This window comes from Pelistega indica, assembly GCF_000506865.1.
Classification (GTDB): Bacteria; Pseudomonadota; Gammaproteobacteria; order Burkholderiales; family Burkholderiaceae_B; genus Taylorella; species Taylorella indica.
This window is the reverse complement of sequence record NZ_AYSV01000020.1, coordinates 10,590-33,900: the sequence shown is the minus strand read 5'-3', so window position 1 is coordinate 33,900 and position 23,311 is coordinate 10,590. Positions and strand designations below refer to the sequence as shown.

The 23,311-nt window shown below is 44.9% G+C and carries 21 protein-coding genes; 15 read left to right on the top strand and 6 right to left on the bottom strand.

What is annotated here, in order from left to right:
• From V757_RS27365 to V757_RS17460, 15 genes are all read left to right on the top strand, one after another.
• The coding region (locus tag V757_RS27365) for a DNA cytosine methyltransferase (RefSeq protein ID WP_218184474.1) at window positions 1–373 on the top strand (373 nt) is incomplete at its 5' end.
• Window positions 366–785 carry a hypothetical protein gene (locus V757_RS17530; protein ID WP_023949481.1) on the top strand — a complete coding sequence of 140 codons (420 nt, stop codon included), beginning with the start codon at window positions 366–368 and terminating at the stop codon, window positions 783–785. The genes V757_RS27365 and V757_RS17530, both read left to right, overlap by 8 nt.
• A gap of 218 nt (window positions 786–1,003) precedes the next feature.
• Complete coding sequence (locus tag V757_RS17525) at window positions 1,004–1,267, top strand: hypothetical protein (protein ID WP_023949480.1); 264 nt, start codon at window positions 1,004–1,006, stop codon at window positions 1,265–1,267.
• A 64-nt stretch (window positions 1,268–1,331) separates the two neighbouring features.
• Window positions 1,332–1,622 carry a hypothetical protein gene (locus tag V757_RS17520; protein WP_023949479.1) on the top strand — a complete coding sequence of 97 codons (291 nt, stop codon included), beginning with the start codon at window positions 1,332–1,334 and terminating at the stop codon, window positions 1,620–1,622.
• Window positions 1,623–1,633: 11 nt separating this feature from the next.
• Entirely contained in the window at window positions 1,634–1,888 is a 255-nt protein-coding gene (locus tag V757_RS17515; protein ID WP_023949478.1) for a hypothetical protein, read from the top strand.
• 12 nt (window positions 1,889–1,900) lie between these two features.
• Window positions 1,901–2,428 (top strand): hypothetical protein, encoded by a 528-nt coding sequence (locus V757_RS17510; protein ID WP_023949476.1) that lies wholly within the window; start codon window positions 1,901–1,903, stop codon window positions 2,426–2,428.
• 9 nt (window positions 2,429–2,437) lie between these two features.
• The gene (locus V757_RS17505; RefSeq protein WP_023949474.1) at window positions 2,438–2,782 is read left to right on the top strand and encodes a hypothetical protein; all 345 of its coding nucleotides are present in this window, start codon (window positions 2,438–2,440) and stop codon (window positions 2,780–2,782) included.
• Window positions 2,775–3,434: a PD-(D/E)XK nuclease family protein gene (locus V757_RS17500; RefSeq protein WP_023949473.1), complete on the top strand. Its 660-nt coding sequence runs from the start codon at window positions 2,775–2,777 to the stop codon at window positions 3,432–3,434. The genes V757_RS17505 and V757_RS17500 overlap by 8 nt, the downstream gene beginning before the upstream one ends.
• Window positions 3,435–3,653: 219 nt before the next feature.
• Window positions 3,654–4,028: a VRR-NUC domain-containing protein gene (locus tag V757_RS17490; RefSeq protein ID WP_023949469.1), complete on the top strand. Its 375-nt coding sequence runs from the start codon at window positions 3,654–3,656 to the stop codon at window positions 4,026–4,028.
• A gap of 1 nt (window position 4,029) precedes the next feature.
• Entirely contained in the window at window positions 4,030–5,604 is a 1,575-nt protein-coding gene (locus tag V757_RS17485; protein ID WP_023949467.1) for an SNF2-related protein, read from the top strand.
• Between the two features lie 55 nt (window positions 5,605–5,659).
• Window positions 5,660–6,097 (top strand): gp33 family protein, encoded by a 438-nt coding sequence (locus tag V757_RS17480; RefSeq protein ID WP_023949465.1) that lies wholly within the window; start codon window positions 5,660–5,662, stop codon window positions 6,095–6,097.
• A 149-nt stretch (window positions 6,098–6,246) separates the two neighbouring features.
• Window positions 6,247–7,608: a hypothetical protein gene (locus V757_RS17475; RefSeq protein WP_023949463.1), complete on the top strand. Its 1,362-nt coding sequence runs from the start codon at window positions 6,247–6,249 to the stop codon at window positions 7,606–7,608.
• Window positions 7,609–7,680: 72 nt separating this feature from the next.
• Window positions 7,681–10,662, top strand: coding sequence for a DUF927 domain-containing protein (locus tag V757_RS17470; RefSeq protein WP_023949461.1), 2,982 nt, complete (start codon window positions 7,681–7,683; stop codon window positions 10,660–10,662).
• Between the two features lie 14 nt (window positions 10,663–10,676).
• Window positions 10,677–11,108, top strand: a complete 432-nt coding sequence (locus V757_RS17465; protein ID WP_023949459.1) for a hypothetical protein — start codon at window positions 10,677–10,679, stop codon at window positions 11,106–11,108.
• A 14-nt stretch (window positions 11,109–11,122) separates the two neighbouring features.
• Window positions 11,123–11,701, top strand: a complete 579-nt coding sequence (locus V757_RS17460) for an Ntn hydrolase family protein (protein WP_023949457.1) — start codon at window positions 11,123–11,125, stop codon at window positions 11,699–11,701.
• Here V757_RS17460 and V757_RS17455 read toward each other — a convergent pair.
• From V757_RS17455 to V757_RS17430, 6 genes are read right to left on the bottom strand one after another with little or no spacing between them, the layout of a single operon-like run.
• The gene (locus V757_RS17455; protein WP_023949455.1) at window positions 11,698–12,159 is read right to left on the bottom strand and encodes a lysozyme; all 462 of its coding nucleotides are present in this window, start codon (window positions 12,157–12,159) and stop codon (window positions 11,698–11,700) included. The genes V757_RS17460 and V757_RS17455 overlap by 4 nt on opposite strands.
• 1 nt (window position 12,160) lies before the next feature.
• Window positions 12,161–12,514: a hypothetical protein gene (locus tag V757_RS28305; protein WP_023949453.1), complete on the bottom strand. Its 354-nt coding sequence runs from the start codon at window positions 12,512–12,514 to the stop codon at window positions 12,161–12,163.
• An 8-nt stretch (window positions 12,515–12,522) separates the two neighbouring features.
• A complete protein-coding gene (locus V757_RS17445; protein ID WP_023949451.1) occupies window positions 12,523–12,960 on the bottom strand; it encodes a hypothetical protein in 438 nt (145 codons plus the stop codon).
• Window positions 12,957–21,011, bottom strand: a complete 8,055-nt coding sequence (locus tag V757_RS17440; protein ID WP_023949449.1) for a MuF-C-terminal domain-containing protein — start codon at window positions 21,009–21,011, stop codon at window positions 12,957–12,959. The genes V757_RS17445 and V757_RS17440 overlap by 4 nt, the downstream gene beginning before the upstream one ends.
• A complete protein-coding gene (locus V757_RS17435; RefSeq protein ID WP_023949447.1) occupies window positions 21,011–21,964 on the bottom strand; it encodes a lytic transglycosylase domain-containing protein in 954 nt (317 codons plus the stop codon). The genes V757_RS17440 and V757_RS17435 overlap by 1 nt, the downstream gene beginning before the upstream one ends.
• The gene (locus V757_RS17430; RefSeq protein ID WP_023949445.1) at window positions 21,964–23,310 is read right to left on the bottom strand and encodes a hypothetical protein; all 1,347 of its coding nucleotides are present in this window, start codon (window positions 23,308–23,310) and stop codon (window positions 21,964–21,966) included. The genes V757_RS17435 and V757_RS17430 overlap by 1 nt, the downstream gene beginning before the upstream one ends.
• Window position 23,311: the final 1 nt, after the last annotated feature.

The following is a 23,311-nucleotide window of genomic DNA, read 5'->3' as shown; positions in this document are numbered from 1 at the left end:
TCAGATAGGACGCTCACCAGAGCAAGGTGGCAATGGTATCGGGGTGACATACTCAATGCCACTAATAGACGTACACCCTACACTGACGACAGGCTTTGGTGCTAGAGGGATGGACTCAGATCAGATGTCTAGTGGTGGAGCAATACGTCAGTACCAACACGCAACTACCACGGTTAGACGCTTGACCCCAACAGAATGTGAACGCTTACAAGGCTTTCCAGATGGTTATACGAAAGTGCCCTATCGTGGCAAGCCTGCCGACCAATGTCCTGACGGACCGAGATATAAAGCCCTTGGCAACTCATGGGCAGTGCCAGTAGTGGCATGGCTAGGCAAACGAATCAACAAAATTAAGGAGTTAGAAAATGAGTAAACATAAACATGCAGAATTAATGATGCAGTATGCACAAGATGCAATGGAAACTGATAAGCCTTGGGAAAGGTGGGAAGTTTTAGATGATATTACTAATACGTGGCGTACCCTAACATGTGCCCCTTTTTGGGTTTACAAGACAGCATACCGTAGAAAAATTGAAACGATTAAAATCGGAAACTTTGAGTTTCCTAAACCAGAAGGGAAATATCCAGAAGCTGGGGCAAAATATTACTATCCAGCATTAAATAGAGATTTTCTAGTTGAGTTTGATTTCTGGGGATGGAATACATTAGATGTGACTATTGCTGAGTCTGGTTTATTGCACTTATCTGAAGAAAATGCTCGTAAGCATGCTGAAGTTTTGGTCGCTATATCACAAGGTAAGACATCGTTGGAGGATGAAAAATGATGAGCCTAGACGTACTTATTAGATATACAGCTTCAATAGTACACTTTTCCATATTTACAGTAGGAATCACATTTATAGTATTTTTGTCATCATCAACTATATTAAAGATTCAGATGATATAGTTGATAAAGGAATACCGATGTTGCTTACCACTGTGTTTTATACAGCATTTCTATTTTTTAGTTTAGCAATAACGTTACCAAAATAAAGGATAAAGAATGACCGATATAACTGACTTACAAAACAGACCCTATGAGCGGGTAGAAATAGATTTTGAATGGAATACTGTCTATGTATATAGGGAAGCGTATTGTGCAACATGGGTAACTAGAGGAAACCACTCTATTATTATGGTATATAACCCGAAATCTTTTACGCCAATAACAGTAGAAGAAGCAAGACAAGCTTTAGACGATATGGGGATAAAAAATGCCGTATATYCGTATATTTTTGCGAAATTAAGCAGGTGCATCAAAATCTAAGAATGTTCTTATGTGAGACAACACCATACGAGTCTATTACCATACTGTTACCAAGAGGTGGCGAATGCAAAACATAACCATCCCTAAAGGATATGAATATAGAGGTAACGCTGGTCCAGTAGAAATGTACCAGAATGATAAATATAGCGTAGGTATAGACCTTGTCAAAGATACCACTAGCTATGGCAAAAACTTATATAGTGTAGCGAACCGTTATAAACAATCAATGGTACCACTTGATAAAGCTAAACGAGAATTGGCTAAGTTTGGATTTAAAAATTTAGTATTTAAAGAAGTCATCACGTCTAGTATAACTGGTCACTCAATAGCATATTTTACAGACGCTGACGCATAGGACACGTAATTATGAAAGTATCAAAAATATCTATCACTGTTACCGAAACAGTTGATAACGGAGATATGGTTGAAAAGCTACGCCTTAAATTTTCAGATGATTATGGTAATGATCTTTTCGTCAAAGATGTTTTTTTAGGAGGTATCGAGACCACTAGCTATAGCATCGACCGTATTATGCAAGCTGTTAACGAGCTTTTAGAAGATGATGGGTATGACCCCATTGCCGTAACATTTACTGAACCACAAACCCAACAACTTAACTAAGGAGTTTTTATTATGAAAGATACACCAGAATACAACGCAAAATGCCAACAAATTCTATACGATATCATATACCCTATCGCACTTGAAGCGTATAAGGAGGGATGGTCGACTGTTAAGATACATTCCCATATGATGGAAGCATTGGCTAATGAAGATATTGAGGAATCTGAAAAAGAGGCAATGGTGGCAAGTGCAGCTGAAGCGGTGTCTGAAGTAGATGCAATTATGCCAGTCGTCAAAACCCTTGATGACCGCTTATCCTCCCTAGTAGGGGAACCTGACGATACCTCTGACGATACCCCTAAGGATAAGGAGGACATACCTGTAGATACAGGCTCCTTTATGCCATGCTTCGCCATTGCCCCACACAATGATGGGTTAGTTAGAGCCTACGTTGATGTAGATACCATTATCGGTGTCGAAGAAGGCGAGCTTTTTGACGAGCAACTAACGGCTATCGCTACTGTATCAATGGCCCACTATTTTACTAAGCTAGACTTAGAAGAGACATTGGCTCTAATCAAACAGTATGCTAACTAGGAGTGCTACATGACAGGGAAATCATTTATAGAACAATTCCAAGCTTTTCTAGCACATGCGCAACAAGACCCAGAGTACTTAGCCAGTATGGGGTATTTAATGATCGAAACAGCCACAGCGTTGAAGCTAAAAGCCAATGACAGGGTACAAGCAATGGCACATACTAAACTGACCGATGAAGAGATAGAGGAAATCTTGCATAACGAGATGAATACCTTGCCATTTCATGTCCCCGACAATGTACGCCAGAATGCCATCCATAACGTGAAAGCGGCTATCCTTACTCACCATACTATTCGGAAAGCCATGGGGCGTCCAGTAGAGGATAGTACTGACGAGGACGATAATGAGTAAGTTTATTCCTATAACACCAACGAGTCTTAACACGATGAAAACTTGCCCGAAGCAATTCGAAGCTAAGTACATCACTAAGGAAGTTGAGTTTAAGGAAACCCCAGCTACCATCTGGGGTAATGAGGTGCATAAGGCAATGGAGTTAAATCTTAAAGACAACACCCCATTGCCACCGACGATGGCATTCTTATTGCCTTGGGTGGAACGGTTTAAAGCCACCGATGGGGAGCTTTACTCAGAGACCAAGCTAGCTGTTGATAGTCACAATAACCCGACAGACTGGTACAATCGCTACTTAGGTGGCATCGTGGATGTGATGATCGTTAATAAAGAGAAAGGGACAGCTTTTATCGGCGACTTAAAGACAGGTAAATATAAGCCTGATGAAACACAACTGACCATACTTATTAAGTGTGCCTTTGCAACGTTTCCTGAGGTTACGAAGATTAATGCCTCCCTCTTCTACCCCCACATTAACCAAGTCATGCCAATGAAAGCTAGACGTGACACATTCGAGCCTGTGACGCTTATGCGAGATATTAGAAATAATGAAGCCGAGCTAGAAGCAGGTACGTTTATGCCACGACCAAATGGGCTATGCCGTCAATGGTGTGATGTTTTTAGTTGCCCACATAATGGGAGGAACAAATGATTGGCCTACTTCAATGTATATGTGTACTGCTTATTGTATATACGCTGCGAGAAAGCTTTCTCACTGCCATGCGCCTTAGTAATAAGCCTCGAAAGCTTGATGACTTTGAGACCGATTATATTTTTCGATATACGGTTGTAGGTTGCTTACTATTTGTACTTTTTACAAGTAGTTTTGGATCCTGGCTAGATTATATATTAATACATTAAGGAGTTAATTATGGCAAAAATGACAGATGAAGCTAGAGTAAAACGTGACCTTAAAGCGTTTTTTAATGAAATCGGTGCATATTGGTTTATGCCAGCAACACACGGATATGGTCGCAGCGGTGTACCAGATTTTGTTATCTGCCTACATGGTCACTTTTTCGGTATCGAATGTAAAGGTACACCAAAGGATAAAACAACTATACTCCAACGCATTGAGCTAGATAAGATATTCAAAGCCGGTGGCGGTGTCGCCGTGGTAGATAGGTCTAATATTGATGTATTTAAGGAATGGCTACAGAATGTCGACATTTATCGCACTAAAGATTTTCGACGAGATGCCGATAAACTGATAGCCCTAGCTGGCATAGAGGATATAGAGGAGTAATATGGCCGCCGTAGATACTGCAACACAAACCGTGACAATCAAGTCACGAGACCCTAGTAAAATCAAAGCGGTATTCCCTGAGTATGAGGTTGGATTCACTAATACAGGGGCAGAGGTAATAAGAGTGCCACATACAATCGAGTCTATTCGAGTATTGGCTAACTTAGGGGTTAAGACAAAAAATCTTAGTCCGATTAATTACTACTATGGGTTTCCAAAAATCAAAGGCGTTTATGCTCCGATGAAGCATCAAATAGAGACCGCTAGGTTTTTGAGTGAGAACCCGCGAGCGTTTTGTCTTAACCAACCTCGTACAGGCAAGACAGCCTCTGTCATTATGGCATTGGACTTTCTCAAGCAACAAGGGATAGCGAAATCTATTCTGGTGGTTGCTCCTCGATCATGCTTGCGTGATGTATGGGAGACGGAGATTTTTGGTTTGGTGCCATCTATGTCGGTAGCTGTCTTACATGGCACTAAGCAACAACGGTTAAAACTGTTAGCACAGAATTATGATGTCTTTATCATCAACCCAGATGGCATTAAGGTGATTAGTGCTGAGCTACAAAAAGCCGTTGAGCAAGGTCGCATTAATGTGGTGGTATTCGATGAAGTTACTGACTTTGCCAATCCACAATCAGAGCGGTGGAAGTGTGCTAACCGAGTCACAAAAACAGCTAAGTACGTGTGGGGATTAACAGGAACACCCGGTGGTCCAGAGGGTGTATATGGCATGGTTAAGCTCATCCTACCACATAATATGGACTGTAGTTTCTCCTCATGGCGTGATCGAACTATGGTGCAGGTCAATACTCATAAATGGGTCACTAGAACCTCTTATTTGGAAAGTATCTTTGCCGTTATGCAACCTAATATTTGTTTTAAGAAAGACGATATTATGGACTTGCCACCCTTACAGCAGTTTGATCGCATGGGGCAATTATCTAAAGAGCAAGAGAGTCTTTATACCTCAGTGCGTAAATTTATGCGAAGTGATATGGCAAACATCACGGCACAAAGTGCGGCAGTAGCGACCAGTAAGCTTATGCAGATTGCCACTGGGGCAGTAAAGACAGATGAAGATAAGGTGCAGTATTTAGACATTGCCCCACGCATGGAGGTGTTACTCGACATCATTAAAGAAGCCGAATATAAAGTACTTGTCTTTGCTCCGTTCACAGGTGTCATTGACCTGTTAGAGCGAGAGATTAGTAAACATTACTCATGTGCAGTAGTTGATGGACGTACAGCAGGACATAAGCGAGATGCCATCTTCAATAGCTTTAGATTACAAAAGGATCCACATGTGTTAATTGCTCACCCTAAGACGATGAGTTTCGGATTAGAGCTAGCCTCAGCTGACACCATTGTATTTTGGGGAGCACCACTTAACGGCACGTTTGTATATCAGCAAGCGATTGAGCGTATCAATAGCAAGCTACAGAAATCCAAAACTCCTGCGGTAGTCCACCTCTACTCTACTCCTATCGAGTCAAAGTTATTCACGGCACTCAAGGCAGGAATAGATATAAATACGGCCGTTTTAGATATTTTTAAGGAAGTCATTTCAGAATGATATATAATGAACACATTTCCCACTCATTACCAACTTACGATAAGGAGAACATACAATGGAATATGAAAAAATAGATTGGTCTGATGCCTCACCAGAAGAGCTTGCTCTAGCCTACAAAAAGTTTAGAGATACTAAACGAGAGTTAGAGAATAAAGCTAAAGTGGCATCTCAACACATGGCAGATATTGAAGCTGCTATGCTTGCCTATATGGATGATACGGGTACTGATTCATTCAGAACGCCTGTTGCCACCATCAGTAAAACAATTAAAGAGGACATATCGGTTGCCGACTGGGATATCTTCTTGCCATGGCTATATGACCAGGCCAAAGAAAGGGAAGCCAACGGCAAGAACCCTCTTGATTTGTTCAGCTTTTTCCAAAAGCGAGTTGCAGTAAACGAGGTCAGACACTTTATGGAAGTTAATGATGGACACGTCCCTCCTGCGGTGAACGTATTTCCAAAATATTCCGTTTCTGTTCGGTCTAGATAATCACACAATATATTGATGTTTATTATTATGTGTTTATGTGCATTTTATGTATTCATTAAATATTTGTATGCAGTGATGTGTAGTTTTATGAAGTGATATGTAGTCATGTAAATACAACCAATAACCTAAACCTACTTTAAGGATAATTTATGAGCTCACTAGCTATCTTTAATCAAAACTTACCGACCTATTTAGCTAACACCCAAGATACATTAGCCCAAACCATGGCACATGGTTTTAGTTCTGGGCAGTACAACCGTATAAGTCTAAAAGGTGGTCGCTTCCACTTAATTGAGAATGGTACTGTGGTGACCACAAGCCGTGCGGCGTTTATTGACGTGGTAATTGTAGATGCCCAACCAAACAATGGTCGTATCTATTTTGATAAGCAATATTCTGCGGATGAAAAAATCAAGCCTGCCTGCTGGTCAAGTAATGGGGTTACTCCAGATGCACCTATTGCTACTCGTCCTACGATTAAAATTCATGATGCCACTCCTCGAGCTGTCAACTCATGTGCTGAATGCCCTAAGAATATCAAGGGGTCTGGACAAAATGGTGGTCGTGCATGTGGCTTTACTCGTCGTATCGCTGTAGTGCCTGCCTCCGATGTTTCTGGTACGGTCTATACGATGGACATTAAAGCAATGTCACTCTTTAAAGATGATGACCCACAAAACAACTTGTACTCATTTGGCGGGTATGCTCGTTTTTTGACAACGCCACGCAATGGCTTACCACATGGTATCAGCCCGAGTGCGATAGTAACTCGTATCAGCTTTGACGATACAGAGAGTGTTCCTGTGGTTCGCTTCGGTGTGACCCCTAATGATGGCACTGGTGTTGGTGGGTACCTAAGTGCCGAAGACTATGCCACAGTGTTGGAGCGTCGCAAGTCAGATGCCGTCGTCAATATGATGAAAGCATCAGTAGCAGAAGTACTTGATGCCGATACGGATAAGACAGCGAAGACGACGTCTGAGGCTTCTACAGCTCCGCAATTGCCAACGCCACCTGCCCCTCCCGCTATCCCTGCCTCAGAGATTGCGGCACCTCCTGCCCCACAAAAAGTTAAACGAATTGTGAAGCAGAAAAAAATAGTGGAAGAGCCTGCACTAATGGAGAACCATCCCTCCGTGCCTGCTGAATGGAAAGCATGGGCGACAACACCAGGTGTGACTCGTGAGCAAGTTATTGAGCAGTTCACGCAGCACTTCCCTGAAGCCGTAAAACCTGTACAACGAGAAATCGAGGTAGAGGTTGAAGTGGAAGATGAAGTGAGTGTCGCACCGCCTGCGGCACCTAGCGTTCCAATGCCACCTGCTCCACCTACCCCACCAGTTGCCCCGACACCTGCTAAACGTACTCGTAAGAAAAAAGAGGATACGGTAGGTGCCGCACCAGTAGCACCTACACCTAGTGTAGACGCCCCAACAACAGGTGGGTCATCAGCCATGGCGGCAGCTCTTAACACCATCAATAGCATGGGGTTAGACGACTACGACGATTAATCCAAGCTATGTAAGTATTTTTAATTAACACACCGCTTGGAGCCCCTCTAGCAATAGAGGGGTAATCGTCTTATGACATTATTAGAATTTTTTAACCTTGTATTACCTAGCGAAGGCATCTATTGCCTTGCGACACGCTCTAGTACAAACGGTAAATGGTATAACGAGTCGTTCAGATCAGTTGCCAAATTAGCCGAAGCTTGTGCTCGTATAGCTCATACGAAAGATGTTTGGTACGGGACGGCTACATACAAACATGAGAAGCAATATGATGCTAAGCATGACACTAACCGTTTCCACCGTACTATGGCGAATGTCGATAAGCTAAAAGCATTAAGGCTAGATATCGACGTCGGCAAGCCTGATACCTATGCGAATGCCAAAGAAGCCGTAATGGCATTATACAAATTTGTCGAAGCGACAGCATTACCGCTACCTTATGTCGTATCGTCTGGTTATGGACTGCATGTTTACTGGGCACTTACTCAAGCGATTACGCTTGAAGAATGGCTACCGATGGCGAACAAACTTAGAGCGTTATGTATCGGAAAGGAGTTACTTGTAGACAGCACTACTACAATCGATGCCACTAGAGTATTGCGCCCTGTTGGTGCGTTTAACTTCAAACGGGATACAAAGCGTCCTGTGAGATGCGTCGCAGAAGGTGTCATTACCTCAGCCCAAGCAATAGATGCCATACTAACTAAAGCCGCTGAGCCCTATACGGAGTATCTTAAACTCTCTCGCAACTTAGGTAAGTATGACGCTCGTTTTGCTATCCCTGATGCCAATATTGACCCTGTCTTACTGAAAATGCTTCAGACCTCAGATGAGATTATCGAAGATGCTAAGCGTTTTGCCGAACCCATCATTAAAGGGTGCCAGCAGGTACGTGAAGCAGGCAGGCAATCAGAGCCGACATGGCACCGTATGATTAGTCTCATGAAGTACTGTGAGAACTATGAAGAGTTTATACACCAGTTATCTGCGATTGATGAGCGCTATGACTCAGGCGTGACGCAAGACAAAATAGACAGTACACAGATGATGCCAGTTACGTGCTCAGAGTTTAATAGCTTGCGCCCAGACGTGTGTCAGTCATGCCAACATTGGCAAGTGATATCTACCCCATTACAGTTGGGGATTAAAACCATTGATATCCCCGTTAAGGTGGAGTATACCCCTCCTCCACCACCGATTGAGTTACCCAAAGAGACAATGTTCGATGTCCCTAATATGGTGCCTAGCGAGACTCGCTACATTAGCTTAGAAGGATGGAAGCATAACAGCTTTGAAGTGCGTGAGTCAGGCATCTTCAAAAAGGTGCCAAATCGTGATGGTGACGAGAAGCTAGTCAAAGTATGTAAGCATGTGTTGACGCCACTACAGGAGCGTTACGATGCCAACAGAGACTTGACCTCTTTATGGGTGATTGGGGAGGATAAAACTGACACATCCATGCTTGTGGAAGTGCCTAACAGGCTTTACCATGAGTCATCGCAACTTGTCGCTTTCTTCGCTGCTAAGGGTGTGCAGTGGGAGGATAAGACAGGGAGTAAATCGTTTAGTGAGTACATTCGTGCCGTTACTAGCGATGCACGAGATAAAGGACTTTTGATGAATATACCAGCATATAACCGCCTTGGGTGGGGCGATAACTATGAGTTTGTTCTAGGCGATAAAGTCATTATGCCAGATGGGACAATCTTAGACTACCCAAATATGCCACTTGGTGGCTTAGAGAAAGAAGTGCGTGCAGTTGGTGACTTGCAAGCATGGGTGAGTGCAGCGAACACGTTGTACGCTGACCCTAAAGATGCCAGAGCTGCCCTTATTTTCTTACATGCGTTCAGTAGCCCACTGATGCACTTTTTTAGAGATGCCGAAGCAACCTTAACATTCGTTGTTGGTGAGTCTGGTGTCGGTAAATCTACCATTGCCAAGGTGATGCACTCGGTATGGATGGCACCGCCAAACTTTGCTAAAGGAGCTGGCGATAAAAACTCTAGCACAGGGGCAACGATGAACTCGCTCTTTAGGTCGGCCAGTGTACTGCACAACCTACCGTTCTATATCGATGAAGCTACGCTATGGGATACAGGCGATGTGAAGTCATATGTGTTTGATATTACCTCTGGTCGTGAGAAATCAAGACTTACGGACAGCATCAGACAGCGTGATGCAGGCGAGTGGCATACTCAAGCTATCGCTACGGCGAATGAGTCGTTATGCGATAAGCTGATGGTCGTAGAGAACGGTGATGCCACAGCTCAGCTATATCGAGTGATTGAGTTTAACCTACAAGGCGTCTCTACGGGTCCAGTTCATGAACGGGCTATTCATACCATGTTAGCTAATTATGGTGTGGCAGGGGTACAGTATGCTCGCTTCTTGGTCAAGAATGCTGCCTCAGGTCGCTTACAACAAGTGCTTGATGCCAATGTGCAGAAGTATGTAGAGGAGTTTTCGTTTACGCAACCTGAACGCTATTGGCGAGCATGGGCGGTATCTATCCTAACAGGGATGGAATTATCTAGAGCAGCAGGCTTACATAATATTCCTGCACAGACCATCGTAGAGGAAGTCAAAACGGTTATTCAAGAACAGCGCCAACGCTTGAAAGATTTTGAAGAATCTAAAACCACATGGTTTGCTCATATGTACAACAGTATTCGTGAGAATACGTTGATCGTGGCAGACATGCCAGACATCCATGCCAATGGTCGTACGATTAAAGGAGCTGTCTATACACCAACTAGAGAAATTTTAGCTAGGGTAAACACATCAACAGGCATCATTGAGGTAAGTAAGAAAGCCATCAACAATTGGTGTGGCAGACATGGTGTTAATAAAGCCGCCTTTTACAAAGAGGTGATGAAGCACACGTCACCAGAAGATGAAATACAGTTTGTGCGAGACGTAAATGTCATTTTCGGCTATGGAGTTGCAGGTATGGACTCGACGACAGCGAGGATACCCTGCCTACGAGTTCAGATGAAACCAGAAGACCTCGAAGAAACTATTGCTATACCAACAACTACAGATACCGAATAGGATAAGGACTACCTATGCTTACAAAGACAAAAAATATCATCGCTTATTTTTTCGATAACACCCTTATTGTGGAGGATACTAACGAAGTTCATGCCAATAGCAGAACAGTGCGTCGAGCTGTTCGCATCCCACCAAAACCAATCATGATTAGAATAAACATCTCTACTGGCATCGTAGAGATAAGTAAGAAAGCTATTCACATGTGGTGTGATAAGTATGACATCAACAAACGAATATTTATCACTGTAATTAAGAGTAAAACATCTCCTAATGATGAGCCAGAATATATGGGAGACATACGAGTTAAATTCGGGCATGGCGTAGCAGGGATGACATATACCACGGCTTTTGTGCCCTGCATACGAGTACAGATGAAACCTGAAACGATTGAGAATATAGTCGACTCTAACGATACACAAGCAGAGTCTATAGAAACTACAAACTAATAGGAGAAATTTAAATGACAACAATTGTTGCAGTGAAGTCAGATGTCGGGGTGGTATTAGCGGGAGATGGCAGAGTCGTTGCAGGTGAACGCATCATCACCAATAACCAATCGAAAGTATTACGAATTGGGCAGACGCTTTATGGGATTGCAGGTAATACTGGCATTACCTCTGGCATTATCGCTAGTATCGAAAGTAATCGCAGTGATAATACTGAGATACCAATTGATGTATTCGCCGCCCACTTAGCCGCTTCAATTAGAAAAGCTATCGCTAACAAAGAAACAGGCTACCCTGATAATGACTATAAGTATGAGGTCATTGTGGCATCATACGATGGGTTATGGTTGCTTGACTCGGACGGGTCATGTATTAGTGGCAGAGAGCTACCATTTGGGTGGGATATTGTCGCTACAGGCACTGGTGCGCCAGTGGCACTTGCCGCTATGCAAACATTCGGGGAAATTAATTATGTCGATGCGACTATCGATGATATTGTCGCCGCTGCCGTCAGAGGTATTACGTTAGCATCTGAGTATGATACCAATACAGGAGGGATGATTACCCCCCTTGTATTGCCTATGCAGGATTAACGGATGAAGAGGTCTCGCTCGTCTCGACGACGCAAAGTGAGACCACGTAGTTCTTTGCCGCCAGCTTTATTCCAACGTACAAATTGTGTGGCAGCACCATACTCATCGCCTTTATTTAGCAACTTCACTAGCGTAGACTCTTTAAAGGCTTTAGCACCGATGTTATACGCTAGGCTACATAAGGCATCGAACTGGTTCTGACGAAGTGGCACCGTAACGGCAACATTAATAGCGTCCTCGAACGCTTTGACTGTTTCTCTTAACATCTCTGTAGCTTTAGCTTGTGAGATACTTGGGTCAGTCAGCTTAACTTTCCTACCATCAGGATAGTAGGTAGAGCCGTAGCCAATAGTAGGTATGCCTACGGCATCTTTATAGGGAGAGCTTCTAAAGCCCTCCCATTTTTTTATCAAGTCTAACCCCTCTTTAGAGATGGCAACTGCTGATTGGTGTTCCATCTTATTCCCCTCCTCTATCTTCACAACATTCGTACGAACAAATAAGTTCTTTAATGCCTGCCCAAGTCGGGTCAGCATCGACGCAAGACCCTTTTGGGAAAGCGGTTGCTTTTGTTCCATCTTGCCCTCTTTCAATCAATACTTTGTTATCAAATAAATAGACTTTCACCACTTCCGTATCGACCTGATTGCGAATCGTCATGAACGTGAAATTAGCCGTTTTAAGCGATTCTTTTAAGGTGGGTGATATGTCAATAGGCAACTGCTTATCAAAACGGGCTAGCGTTGAATTTAAGTGGGTTCTGAACCCTGTAATGGCTACGAACTGGCTCGCAGGTTTAATATCATCTGTCATACATTCTCCTAACATACTGATGAAATAGATTCAGCGTCTCGCACCGCTAGACGACCTGATGGGATGTCAATGGTAAACTCGGCTACCGTACATCCCGATTTATTGACCACTCTGGCTACATAGCGGCCCGGTGGTTGCTGGTGAATTAAGTTATCCCAAAATACGCAGAACCTAGTTCCCTCCACATCTAAGATGTCATACTCAATACTCATCGCTTCGCTATGCCCACAGTCAAATGCCATTGAGTTAGGCGTACATCGTGGTGGCAATTGAATGCCACAAGGCGTGCAACCAGAGGTTTCAAGCTGGATAGCACTACTGCCTACACCTATCCTATCGATACGTAGATAACACCCTGTTAAGTCTAGGTCGTGAAGTTCACACGACCCGATAGTGGTGGTATCGAACCATGTTTTTTGGGTCTTTGGTGTGATGGTATAAATCATCTAATCTCCCGAATAAAATTACGCATATACATATCTCGTTCGTTGGCATCGGCTCCACGCAAGGCACGTCTGGCTTTCACCGCTGCAACCATTTGGATTACCTCATGTGGAGTAAAGGCATTGGTGTTTGTTGCTCGGATGTATAACTCATCTAGGGACTCTCTGTCCCCAGAGGCAAGTGGTGCTAAGCTATTTAGCTCTTTTAATAACGGCTCAATCGTCTCCATCTTGCGGTAGTACGCCATCTCGAGTGGCTTAGTCGCCCCAGTGTTGTAGAATGACGTTAGCCCTGTCATGCGAATGATGCCATTGGTTGGGTTCTGTGTAGACTCTTCCATCCCTTTAATGATGCGACTAAGTGGACCAGCAATAGTCCCTGCGATAAGGTGTTTCACTTCTTCTGGGGTAAAGTCAACGCCTGCGGTATCTTTTAGGAACATCGCAATATCTTTATAGGTGTTCTCAGTCGTGGCTTTGCCCTGCTCTGCCTTATACTTAGTCGTATCGAGATATGGACGGTTAATCGCCGTCCCCCAACGGTTGCGACCAGTCGCTGTATCGATCACACCCTGTAGTGGTTGTGGAGATATGGTTCTAAATAGCCACTCTACTGGGTTATCTACCATACTCACATCAGATAATGGCAACCCTGTTAATTCTTTACCAAGTAGATGGCTAAGCTCTCTGCTCGCCTTGCCAACTGACATTTCTCCTCGACTAACCTCACGGATTAACTGCCCCATTCCCCAACCAATAGACCCTAGCCCATATGGCACAGGGATAGTAATGAAGTCGTCTCCGACAGGCACTGGTAGGGCAATCTCTCGCATCCGTTTGGCAATAGGGTTACGGTCGTAATAATTCCCCACAAACTCATCATCCTCATCCCCTCCCCCAATTAATCCCAATGTGCTTTGTAGCAATGTGCCAAGTAAGGTGTACTTAACAAGCATGGTAGTAGTGCGAAGCGTCATCGTGGCAGGTAGCCCAGAGCCTTTACCCTCCTTGTAGCGTACGTAGTCGTTTCTGAACGCCCCTAGGGTATTACTCGCCCCTTGAATAGCAGGGTTAATGAAGAAGTACAGTGGACGAAGCGTTGCCGTTAAATTACCACGACGGCTAAAGTTTATCGTATCCAATAGGGCTGTCCGAGCGGCTTCTGGTGCCATCCCTAAATCAAGAAGCCCTTTATATGTCGCTAGAGCAGACTGCACCTCAAAGTATTCACTCCAGTTAGTAATCGCTTCACTCGCTCTGGCGATATAGCGTCGTGGCAATCCAAACCATGTCTTACCAAATTCACGCTCAATCATCTTGCGTCTATTAGTTGCCCCTGTACTAAGAATATGCGACTGCGTCGTTAACCCACTACCATCTTTGGATAACGCTAAATCTCGTAATAACTGCCCTTGTGCATTGTCAAGAAACTTGCCATGGGTCACAAACTGCCATACGGCATTGTTGTTGCGTTGTTCTGCTGTGCGTAGCCCCAAGTGTTTAAAGATATAAGCGGCTGACTTTTTAATCTGTTCCCACGCATTAATCGTAATTGGCTTACCGTCTTTATCTTTAAAGTCACGAGAGGCTAACGTTAACCAACGCTCTGGTACGTCACGAATCATTGACTTGATGGGGAATATTGGGTCTAGGGTAATCATGCGTTGCGATATTCGAGCAAGTCCTGAAAGGGTTTTAATAATGCTATTAGGTGACTCAATGGTGGCATTACGCAATGTCTTGCCAATAGACGCATCGGTGAACACGATACGGAGTGGGTATAGTGTCGTTGCCCCAGTCTCATCTTTAACCTCAAACATATGACGAATATCGGTTGTGTTGGCATTGTTATTGCGGTCATGCGCAATATGCACGCCTGTTGAGCTTTGGCTTCTAGTGCGACGTAAGAATACATCTAGCTCTGCTCTTGTCAATGTACCCGCCTTGGCTTTTTCATATAGGTCTTGATCCATCCCTGCTAATGCTGTCTTGACGGTCTCATCTTTAAATCTAACTGTTGATAGTGCGTTAGCCATCGCATACATGCGGTCCATGATAGCTTTATCGGCTGGGTCAGCTAGTGAGGCACGCCCCTCTCTGGAGCGATGTAAATTACGGTTATTAATCCCTGTGCCATAGCCCATCGTGTTAAAGAGGTCTTGTAAAATGGCATCTTGTACCTCCCAGTCGTCCATTGCCTTAGCTTCTTGCAACTGATTGATGACATCATTGCGTCCAGTGGTCGGTACATATAATGCCGACCCATCTCGGTTGGCTCTATCCTCGTCTGAGTACACGCCATATCTATCCCCCAGTTCCGTCGTTTTGTGTTGGATAGCTAATAAGGAGTTGTGTAAGGATTTAAGCTCTTGCCCAATGCCATGACGATGTTCTAAATCATTAACTACTTGCTCTGCCATGGCACTAGTCATACCACCGATAGGACGGTAGCCAGAGGCTTCTAACTCATCTTTAGTGAGTATCTGATTGTCGTACTGCTCATACAAACGCAACCACTCGTAATCTTCCACTTGATCCAATAACTCTTCTTTAGCCTTGGTACGCTCAGGGTCTTTACGAATAGCCTCTCGAAGTTGATTTCTAGCTCTAGCAATATCCCACCCTGCCGTATCGTTAACCTGTACGGCATCATTGAACGCCTTACGTTGCTCCTCAGTCAATTGGCTAATGTTATCAACATTAAATACGGCTAACTCTGGGTGTTTTGTTAATATCTCATTAATAGCCGCTTCGGATAGCGCTTGCTGATGACGGAAGTACTCAGCCTTGGCATGGTTAGCCCCTTTATTGTTGGCATCCCCTGCTACATACTTAGCTGTGGCATAATGCCCTACTGTATTGGATAAGGTCTCTGCATTGAGGTCTTTATAAGAGGCATCTACCTCTTTACCTACTTTAGCTCTCGCCTTGATGGCATCAGCGGCATGACCAAGGTCTTGCCAGTATTTTTTCATCACAGGTTCAAGCTCTTTTGACATCACCGTGCCACGCAGTGCAATACCCTTTTCCAACAACTCATATAGGGGCAAGAACTGCTGGCGTAATGCTGTGTTAGCATCGACGAAGTTGCGAACAATCTTATCTTTTAATGTGGTAGCTCGTTGGCGATAATTTGGCACTACGACATCTCTAGCCTTACCACTTCTAGCAAACGCTAGTAAATCATCTTGCGATGCCATCGGACTAGGTGGGGCATTACTCTTCTGGATTTTATCCACGATGGCTTTAGTTTGAGTAGCGATAGAGGCTAATGGCTTATCACCAGTGTTATTTGTTATACCCTGTGCCAGTTTGTTTGCACTAGCTTCTGACATCTGAATGAGGTCATCTACAGTTATGGTATTAACTAAGCCATATTTACGTAAGAAGTTTCGTAATTTAGCAACTGTTCTATAAATACTCTCGGCTACGCTTGGGAAAGTCGAATCCACCCAACGCATAAACGCCCCATCAATAGCAGAAAAGCCTGCTTGGTGTCCCATCTTAACGGCTTCTTCTACAAGGTAACTAACTGACTCTGTGGCATCGCCAGTGTAGTTGGCATTAGCTTGCCGATCCGCTACTTTATCTAACAGCTCTCGTTCAGCTCCAGTAGTGGTGCGTCTATTATTAATCGCTTCTTGTATTTTAGCTTCTATAGCATGGTCAGCGTTGCCATGCCATGCTTCATGCAGATATACACTATGCACACTATTGACATCTAAAGTACCTTTAACAAAATAGGTAAGTCCAGAGGTTGGGTCAAAGATGGCTTGAGCCTTATCCACGTTGGCAATAGATTGCCCAACAGGTAAGTCGGCACTGGTGGCTACCATGACAATGCCACCTGTTTCACCTTTAGCCCCACGAGCTAAGCGAGCGTCAAAGGATGGTTGTAGATGGATAGGTAAAGCTTGTCTGAACTCCTGTGTAGAGGTGATAACTGTTGGAATGTATGTTTTTTGCCATTGGTATTGCAATAAATCTGATTCTGTTTTAATATGATGTCTAGAGAGCTCAACATCCGATGTGAAATCCCACCCTAATTGAAGGCTCTGGGTTTTCGGAAATTGTTGAGCTTTCGCTTTATTCAAATACAACAAATCCTCATTGAAAGCTCTGACAAGTTGATTGTCGCCACGCCCATATACGCTTGTAATATCCAACACGTCAATACCATCTTTTGATGGTTTAATATGTAAAGCCGCAATAACAGGCTCTTGATTGCCAGTTTGATTTTTTGTTTCTAGTAATTCCGTCAGAACTACAAAAGCATTTTGGCGAGAAGAAGATCTAAACACCGCAACAGGATTATTTAAATGTTTTGGCAACTGTTTTAAATCACTTGGGGCAATGTTATGAATATTTGGTCGCCTACCTTTTGGAAATCCCATATATTCAGAAATAACCTTATGGATAACTTCTTTTGCAATAGTGATGGTGGTATCAGGTATCCCTAGCATCTTTAACACCTCAGGGGTTGTTCCCATTTTTATAGATGGGGCACCAGATTGGCTAAGCGAATGACCTCCTGCAATCTCATCAACTGCCCTAGCAAACTCAGAGTTAGGATCCTCAGATATACTCGCTTGCGGAGCTGTAGACATTTCTCCCTCACCTAATTTCTTAACTACCTTAGGTTTTCGTGATGGAGGTGGTATCAAGTTGTTAATATCTTGAGCCAACGTCTTAATCAGATTATTAGTAATGCTACCTCTACCGTTGTATAAAATAGTTGTCCCTACGTCCAATAGACGCTCTCTAAGAAGTTGTTTCTCTTCTTCCAACCCTTTAGCTCTCATTATGCTATCTATGGCAGTCTGACTTACGCCTGCCTGTTTCAAGTCTTTGACGGCAAGTTTACTGGCCAGAGCTATGGCAGGGTCTCTTGTCCCTAGCGTCTTAGCTACTCTAAGGGAGCTAGCTTCTTTGATAATGGTAGGATGAACAAACACAGATGCTGCAGCGACATTGCCATCGTCGTCTAACTCTGCCATACGGGCACTCTTATCGGTACCTTGAATGGGGTTAAGACTTAGGATGCCTTTATTAGGGGCATAGTCGTAAATAGATAGCGTTGGGTCAGCATCAACCGCCGCAGTGAACTCATCTAAAAAGTTCAATAATGACCCACGGTCATACTTAAAGAAGTCTTGAGGGATACGAGAAAAGAAGTCCTTAGCTTCGCCTGCCGTTAAGGTGCCAGCTTGCATTTTGTCCTGCAACTCTATCCACGCATCGGCAATTGGTGAACCTCGTAATAACGAGTCAGCATTGGCAGGGTCTAAATCCTCGACAAGAAGTCTAAAAGATGCGGCTAGTCCAGCAGATGGTGATGAGCTCTTACCTGATAGGAGTTTATAAATATCACGATTGATGGCATCTAGGTCGAAGTCGGAGTTGCCATTCTGATTCTGGCTATCTGTTCCCTGTTGCCCATCGCTTCCAGTTGGTTCTGGCGTCGGTGTATCATCGCTTCGTTCCCCAACACCTTGTGGCGTTCCTGTGTCGGCAGTTGTGTCAGTACCTGATTGCTGTTCGGTTCGCTCGTCCCTACCTGATACTGGCGGATTATCGCCTCCTGCATCTGTAGCAGTCGTATCTTCTGTGGTGATTGGTCTTGTGGGCTGAACCGTGTCTGTTTCAGTACCCTGTCCACGTACTGTATTATCGCTGCCGCTTGCTCCTTGTTGAGATACTGCATCACTTCCTGAGGCACTGGTTGATCCAGTAGCAGGTACACTACTGCTGCCACTTCGGGTGGTATCGTCTGATTGTCCATTGGTTGCTCCATTAGCTGTTTCATTACTTACTTTATTTGCGGCTTCATCGAACGCTTCGGCAATCTCATCTGCCGTAGTTAACTTAGGCGTACTCTGCTCAGCTGTACCCGTACGACGCCCACGTAACCCATCAATAAATGCCATGATAAAGTCCATCATAGCTCGTCGGTTTGCTCCTCTGGCTCGGTTAAGCCTTGCGATAAGAAACTTGCGTAACTCCTCTGCACTCGGTGCCGCTGGCAACGTCTCCTCTACCCCACCTAAAATGTCTGATGGTGTTGGCGTGCTCGTAGGCACAGGTGGTGGAGGTGGTGGAGGTGGTGGAGGCGGTGGAGGCGGTGGCACTGGTGTGGTTGCTGTCGGTTGTGCAGGCGCCATCGGAGGAGGTGGTGACGGAGTTGTCACTGGTGATGTTGTCGTAGGGTCAAACAAGTCTGGCTGTGTCGCTGTGCTAGTAGGGGTAGCCACTGGCGATGTGGTTGCCGTCGGTGGTAAGCCTGTTGTCGGGTCAAACAAGTCTGGCCGAGTCGCTGTACTCGTTGTCGCAGAGGATGTTGCCCCTGTTGGACCGAACAGGTCTGGTTGCGTTGGTGATGTAGCTACCTCTGGCTGAGCCGTAGTGGTAGTCTGTGATGTTGCTGTCGCAGGTACAGGAGCTTCGTCTGCCCCAAAAAATTCAGGCTGTGTTGGCGTTGCCGTAGCCGTTGGTTGAATTCCCTGTGAGGTGGCATCTGGCGCTTGCACTGTAGTAGCCATATCGTTTGATGGTGTGACTTGGTCGACACTCGGCTGTTGTGCTTTCCGATCAAGTAACTCAGCGGTCAATTGCCGTGGGTCAGCACTAGTCATAAAGTCACGCTGGTATTGTGCCAAGATAGGTTGTGCTTGAGCATACTCTGGCGTGCCAATGCGTGGCAAGGGTCCGTTATCTAACATGTATCGCTCATTAGCATACTCTACGGATAACTGTGCCAGTCTCATGTGGGCTTCATCTCTAGCCACAGCCGCATCGACAGCTCTGTTATGGCGTCCTGCGTTTACGGCTTCGCCGATAAAAGACCCTGCCCCCATTACGCCACCTGCTACCGCTTCAGAGACCATATTAAAGAAGACATCGTCTGACCAACGAGTCTCTGGGTTTACTGTGGCAAGGTTGCCACCGACAGCGGTGATACCTGCACCACCACCCTCTAATAACGCCCCTTGACCAAGCTCTTTTGCCGCACTTTTTGCCACATCACGAGCACCTAACTTAGCTGTATCTGACGTGACGCTTTGAGCAATTTCTTGAGCTACCCCTCGGTTTACCCCTCGACCTGTGATAGAACTAATCGCTCCACCCAGTTTCGCTGCAGGGATGGCACCGACAGCACCACCTAATGCGGATAACGCATCACCACCTTGGAAACCTCTGGTTGCCGCAATGGCATCGGCTTCAATCTCTTGTGGTGTTTTCTTAATGCCTTGTTGGGCGTAATATCGAGTGAGGTAGGCTTTATTGCTGTCGATGGCCGCTTGCGTGCCCTCTCCTACACCTGCCACAGTACCAAGGGCGGCAGCTCCTCGCACTCCACCTGCAGCGGCTCCTCCTACGATGAATGGGATAGCGTTACCACCTAGCTTAACGACAGTTCTAAATGGCGACTCTTTAAGGTTATCCCAAAAGGCTCCTATCTTCTCTAAATCGCCATTCGCACGTGCCATTCTTTGTGCTTCTATACGACGGGTTTCTTGTAATGCAGAAGACCCTGTATCCTCAACAACCCAATCATGAAAGTCATTAAGTTTATCCGTAGCGTACTGTGCACCTTGTGTTATCCAATTATTATCAGGTAATACCCATGAGGCAACGTCAGCTACGCCCTGTGTTACGGTAGGTAATATTTCAGAAACCCCCTCACCAAAATTGCTCAATGCGTCACCAACAAAACTACTTGTCGGACGTTGGAATTGGGAGTTGAAAATAGAACGTACTTGATTAATCGCTGCCGATTTCTCTGATTCATTACCTTTTGATGCCATTACGGATGGCACTAATACCTGCGTTGTCCATTGATCAAAGAGGGCCTTACGGTCGTCATAGCGACCCTCAACGAATGGTTGCGAATTAATTAACTGCTGATATGTCATCTGACTGACGTCAGGTATAGCCGTTTGGCCAGGGAGTAATGTCACAGGCTGTTGCTGTGGTTGCGGTGTGCCACCTAATCCGTAATCAAGTAGGTTGCCAGAGGTGTCAATCATTCGTCCGTCTTTACCTAGGATCAACATTACGCATTCTCCACTAAATCTTTCAAGTACCCGTCAAGGTCAGTGATGTTGTTGCTGTTAAATAAGTTTTTGCCCATCAGTTGGCGATGGGCAGGAGCAATCTGAGCGTAAGCTCGGATAACGTTATCTTTTTGGCGCTCAGAGTAGTTTTTGCCATTGACTTGGGCAAATAAGGCTTTCTCTTCCTCACTAGTAGGAATGGCAAGGGCAGGCTGACCTCCAAAGGTAATCGGCGCGGCTAATGTGGGTTGGTTAAATAGGTTCTGTATCTCTGGTCTATCTTTTGCCATCTCTTGCAATGGTTGCATCGCTTTAGCAATATCAAAGGTTTGATGTTGAGGTATATTCGTGCGGCGCTGTTGGGTAAGCCCTGCGGCAATGCTAGATGCTCTTGCTCGTTGCCCAGCTGGTTGGCGTACCGCCCCAAACTGAGGTTCTGCTGACCCACCAATATCAGGCAAGTTATTGCCTTGAGACGATGGCACCTTATCTGTCTGGTCTACAGAAGCTACATACGCTCTGCCCCCTGCCAATTTAGCCATACGGTTTAATACTTGGTCAGCATACTGAGCTGTGTCTGGAGCATTAGGGTTTTTACGGTCTTTATAATAGATGCCTTGCTGTGCCGCTTTGATGGCACCTGGTCCACCGTAGTATCCAATAGCGGTTAGGCGTAAATCTCCCCCTGCGGCGTTATAGAGCTGGTTTATATAGCGTGCCGCCGCTCTGGCATTATAATAAGGGTCATTAATATCCCACCCTTTATCAGCCACAGAATTAAAGGTGGCAGGTAGCATCTGACCTACCCCTACGGTACCGTGATTACTGGTCTTGGTATTTTTACCAAAGCCAGACTCTTGCCCAAAAATACTATAGGCTAATAACCCTCTATCCGTCCCTGCCATGCCTTCATCAATTAGGGCTTGCTGGATAATACTATTCATATCTGCCATTAGCGACCTCCAACAGCAATAGGCTGTTTAGCTAACTGTCCAATAGCGGCGTTGTTCTCTTTGATTTTTTGCTCTTTACGTAAAATAAGCTGTGAGGCTAGTTTGCTCTTTTGGTCAAAAGTCTTACTTCGTGCTATAAGAGCACTAGAGAGACGGTCCCGTTGGTTACTGGCTATGGCAAGCTCCTTATAAAGGTCTTGTTTAACTTTGCCATTTGGCACTTGTTTAATCGCTGCTTCTAATTGCTGTGTTTTACTACGTGCGAGGTCTAACGCTTCGGATACTTGCTGTGTCTCTACAGCATAGGCATTAAGGTCAGCCTGATATTGGGTGATTTCTGCCGTGAGTTGTTGATTTTCTTCTTTCGTTTTGGCAATAACGCTATCTACAGTTGGACTACCTGTCACGGCTGGTGTCGGTACTGTTCGTGGTTGTGCTACTGGTGCTTGTACATTTGATGTCGTGTTTTGCGGAACGCTTGTGGTTGTACCCTGCCCCCCAACTGGCATAATGGGTGCTGTTGGCGTCGAACTTGCTCCGGTGCTGCCCATAACCGCTGCCGCTACTTGAGATGGTGTCGGTTGGGTCTCTTTCTGAGCTTGACCACTGCTAACTGTCTGTCTAGGATACTGCCCAGATGCTGACGCCCAACCTTGATATACCTGTTCACGTTTGCCAAAGGCTTCCTGCATGCCACGTGCCAAGTGGGTATTCGCTAAGCTAATATATTGTGATACTGGAGCTACGCGACCGTCTGGTAATCGAGCCATTACCGTACCATTTTGAACTTCTAACGTAGGAACAGGTACCCCTGTGCCCTTGAGTGCCGTCGCTAAATTGGTCTGAATCGTTGCCAATGTCTGCGTGCTTGTAGGGTCAGATAAATTAACCCCTGCCAACTGAATAGATAGGTCATCAATCTTCTTAGAGGTGTCGCTAAGATTATTAATGATGTCTGTTAACGACCGAATAGACGATAGCTGCTGGTCATTCCACTGTTGAGTAGTCGCTTCGTTTTTGGCAGAGTCTACTGCCATGTCTGCCCCATAATCCTTAAAAATATTAAGGTTGGTGTTAGCTTTCTCCACATTTAAATTGGCATTAGTCATGTCTGCCTTATGGGTAATGGGAGCTAGCTCAATCTGATGCTCTAACTTTTGTTTGTCAGCTTGAAACTGTAGTGGCAACAAATCAGTTTTGTAAGCATAATTACTGCCTTGGAATAAGTGCTCTTGTGGCATCACATTAGCCATATAAGAGTCTTTAATCGTGTTTTCTTGCCATGCTCGCTCATTGGCTAGGGCGTTTGCATCTGCTTGTGCCCATCCTAAGTCTAATAAAACCATG

Bases quoted from the DNA above. Each gene is read 5' to 3' on its own strand.
- V757_RS17510 (WP_023949476.1), top strand. From the start codon at position 1,901: ATGAAAGATACACCAGAATACAACGCAAAATGCCAACAAATTCTATAC.
- V757_RS17485 (WP_023949467.1), top strand. From the start codon at position 4,030: ATGGCCGCCGTAGATACTGCAACACAAACCGTGACAATCAAGTCACGA.
- V757_RS17455 (WP_023949455.1), bottom strand. From the start codon at position 12,159: ATGGAACACCAATCAGCAGTTGCCATCTCTAAAGAGGGGTTAGACTTG.
- V757_RS28305 (WP_023949453.1), bottom strand. From the start codon at position 12,514: ATGACAGATGATATTAAACCTGCGAGCCAGTTCGTAGCCATTACAGGG.
- V757_RS17460 (WP_023949457.1), top strand. From the start codon at position 11,123: ATGACAACAATTGTTGCAGTGAAGTCAGATGTCGGGGTGGTATTAGCG.
- V757_RS17490 (WP_023949469.1), top strand. From the start codon at position 3,654: ATGGCAAAAATGACAGATGAAGCTAGAGTAAAACGTGACCTTAAAGCG.
- V757_RS17435 (WP_023949447.1), bottom strand. From the start codon at position 21,964: ATGGCAGATATGAATAGTATTATCCAGCAAGCCCTAATTGATGAAGGC.
- V757_RS17440 (WP_023949449.1), bottom strand. From the start codon at position 21,011: ATGTTGATCCTAGGTAAAGACGGACGAATGATTGACACCTCTGGCAAC.
- V757_RS17505 (WP_023949474.1), top strand. From the start codon at position 2,438: ATGACAGGGAAATCATTTATAGAACAATTCCAAGCTTTTCTAGCACAT.
- V757_RS17445 (WP_023949451.1), bottom strand. From the start codon at position 12,960: ATGATTTATACCATCACACCAAAGACCCAAAAAACATGGTTCGATACC.
- V757_RS17480 (WP_023949465.1), top strand. From the start codon at position 5,660: ATGGAATATGAAAAAATAGATTGGTCTGATGCCTCACCAGAAGAGCTT.
- V757_RS17520 (WP_023949479.1), top strand. From the start codon at position 1,332: ATGCAAAACATAACCATCCCTAAAGGATATGAATATAGAGGTAACGCT.
- V757_RS17430 (WP_023949445.1), bottom strand. From the start codon at position 23,310: ATGGTTTTATTAGACTTAGGATGGGCACAAGCAGATGCAAACGCCCTA.
- V757_RS17470 (WP_023949461.1), top strand. From the start codon at position 7,681: ATGACATTATTAGAATTTTTTAACCTTGTATTACCTAGCGAAGGCATC.
- V757_RS17465 (WP_023949459.1), top strand. From the start codon at position 10,677: ATGCTTACAAAGACAAAAAATATCATCGCTTATTTTTTCGATAACACC.
- V757_RS17500 (WP_023949473.1), top strand. From the start codon at position 2,775: ATGAGTAAGTTTATTCCTATAACACCAACGAGTCTTAACACGATGAAA.
- V757_RS17530 (WP_023949481.1), top strand. From the start codon at position 366: ATGAGTAAACATAAACATGCAGAATTAATGATGCAGTATGCACAAGAT.
- V757_RS17515 (WP_023949478.1), top strand. From the start codon at position 1,634: ATGAAAGTATCAAAAATATCTATCACTGTTACCGAAACAGTTGATAAC.
- V757_RS17475 (WP_023949463.1), top strand. From the start codon at position 6,247: ATGAGCTCACTAGCTATCTTTAATCAAAACTTACCGACCTATTTAGCT.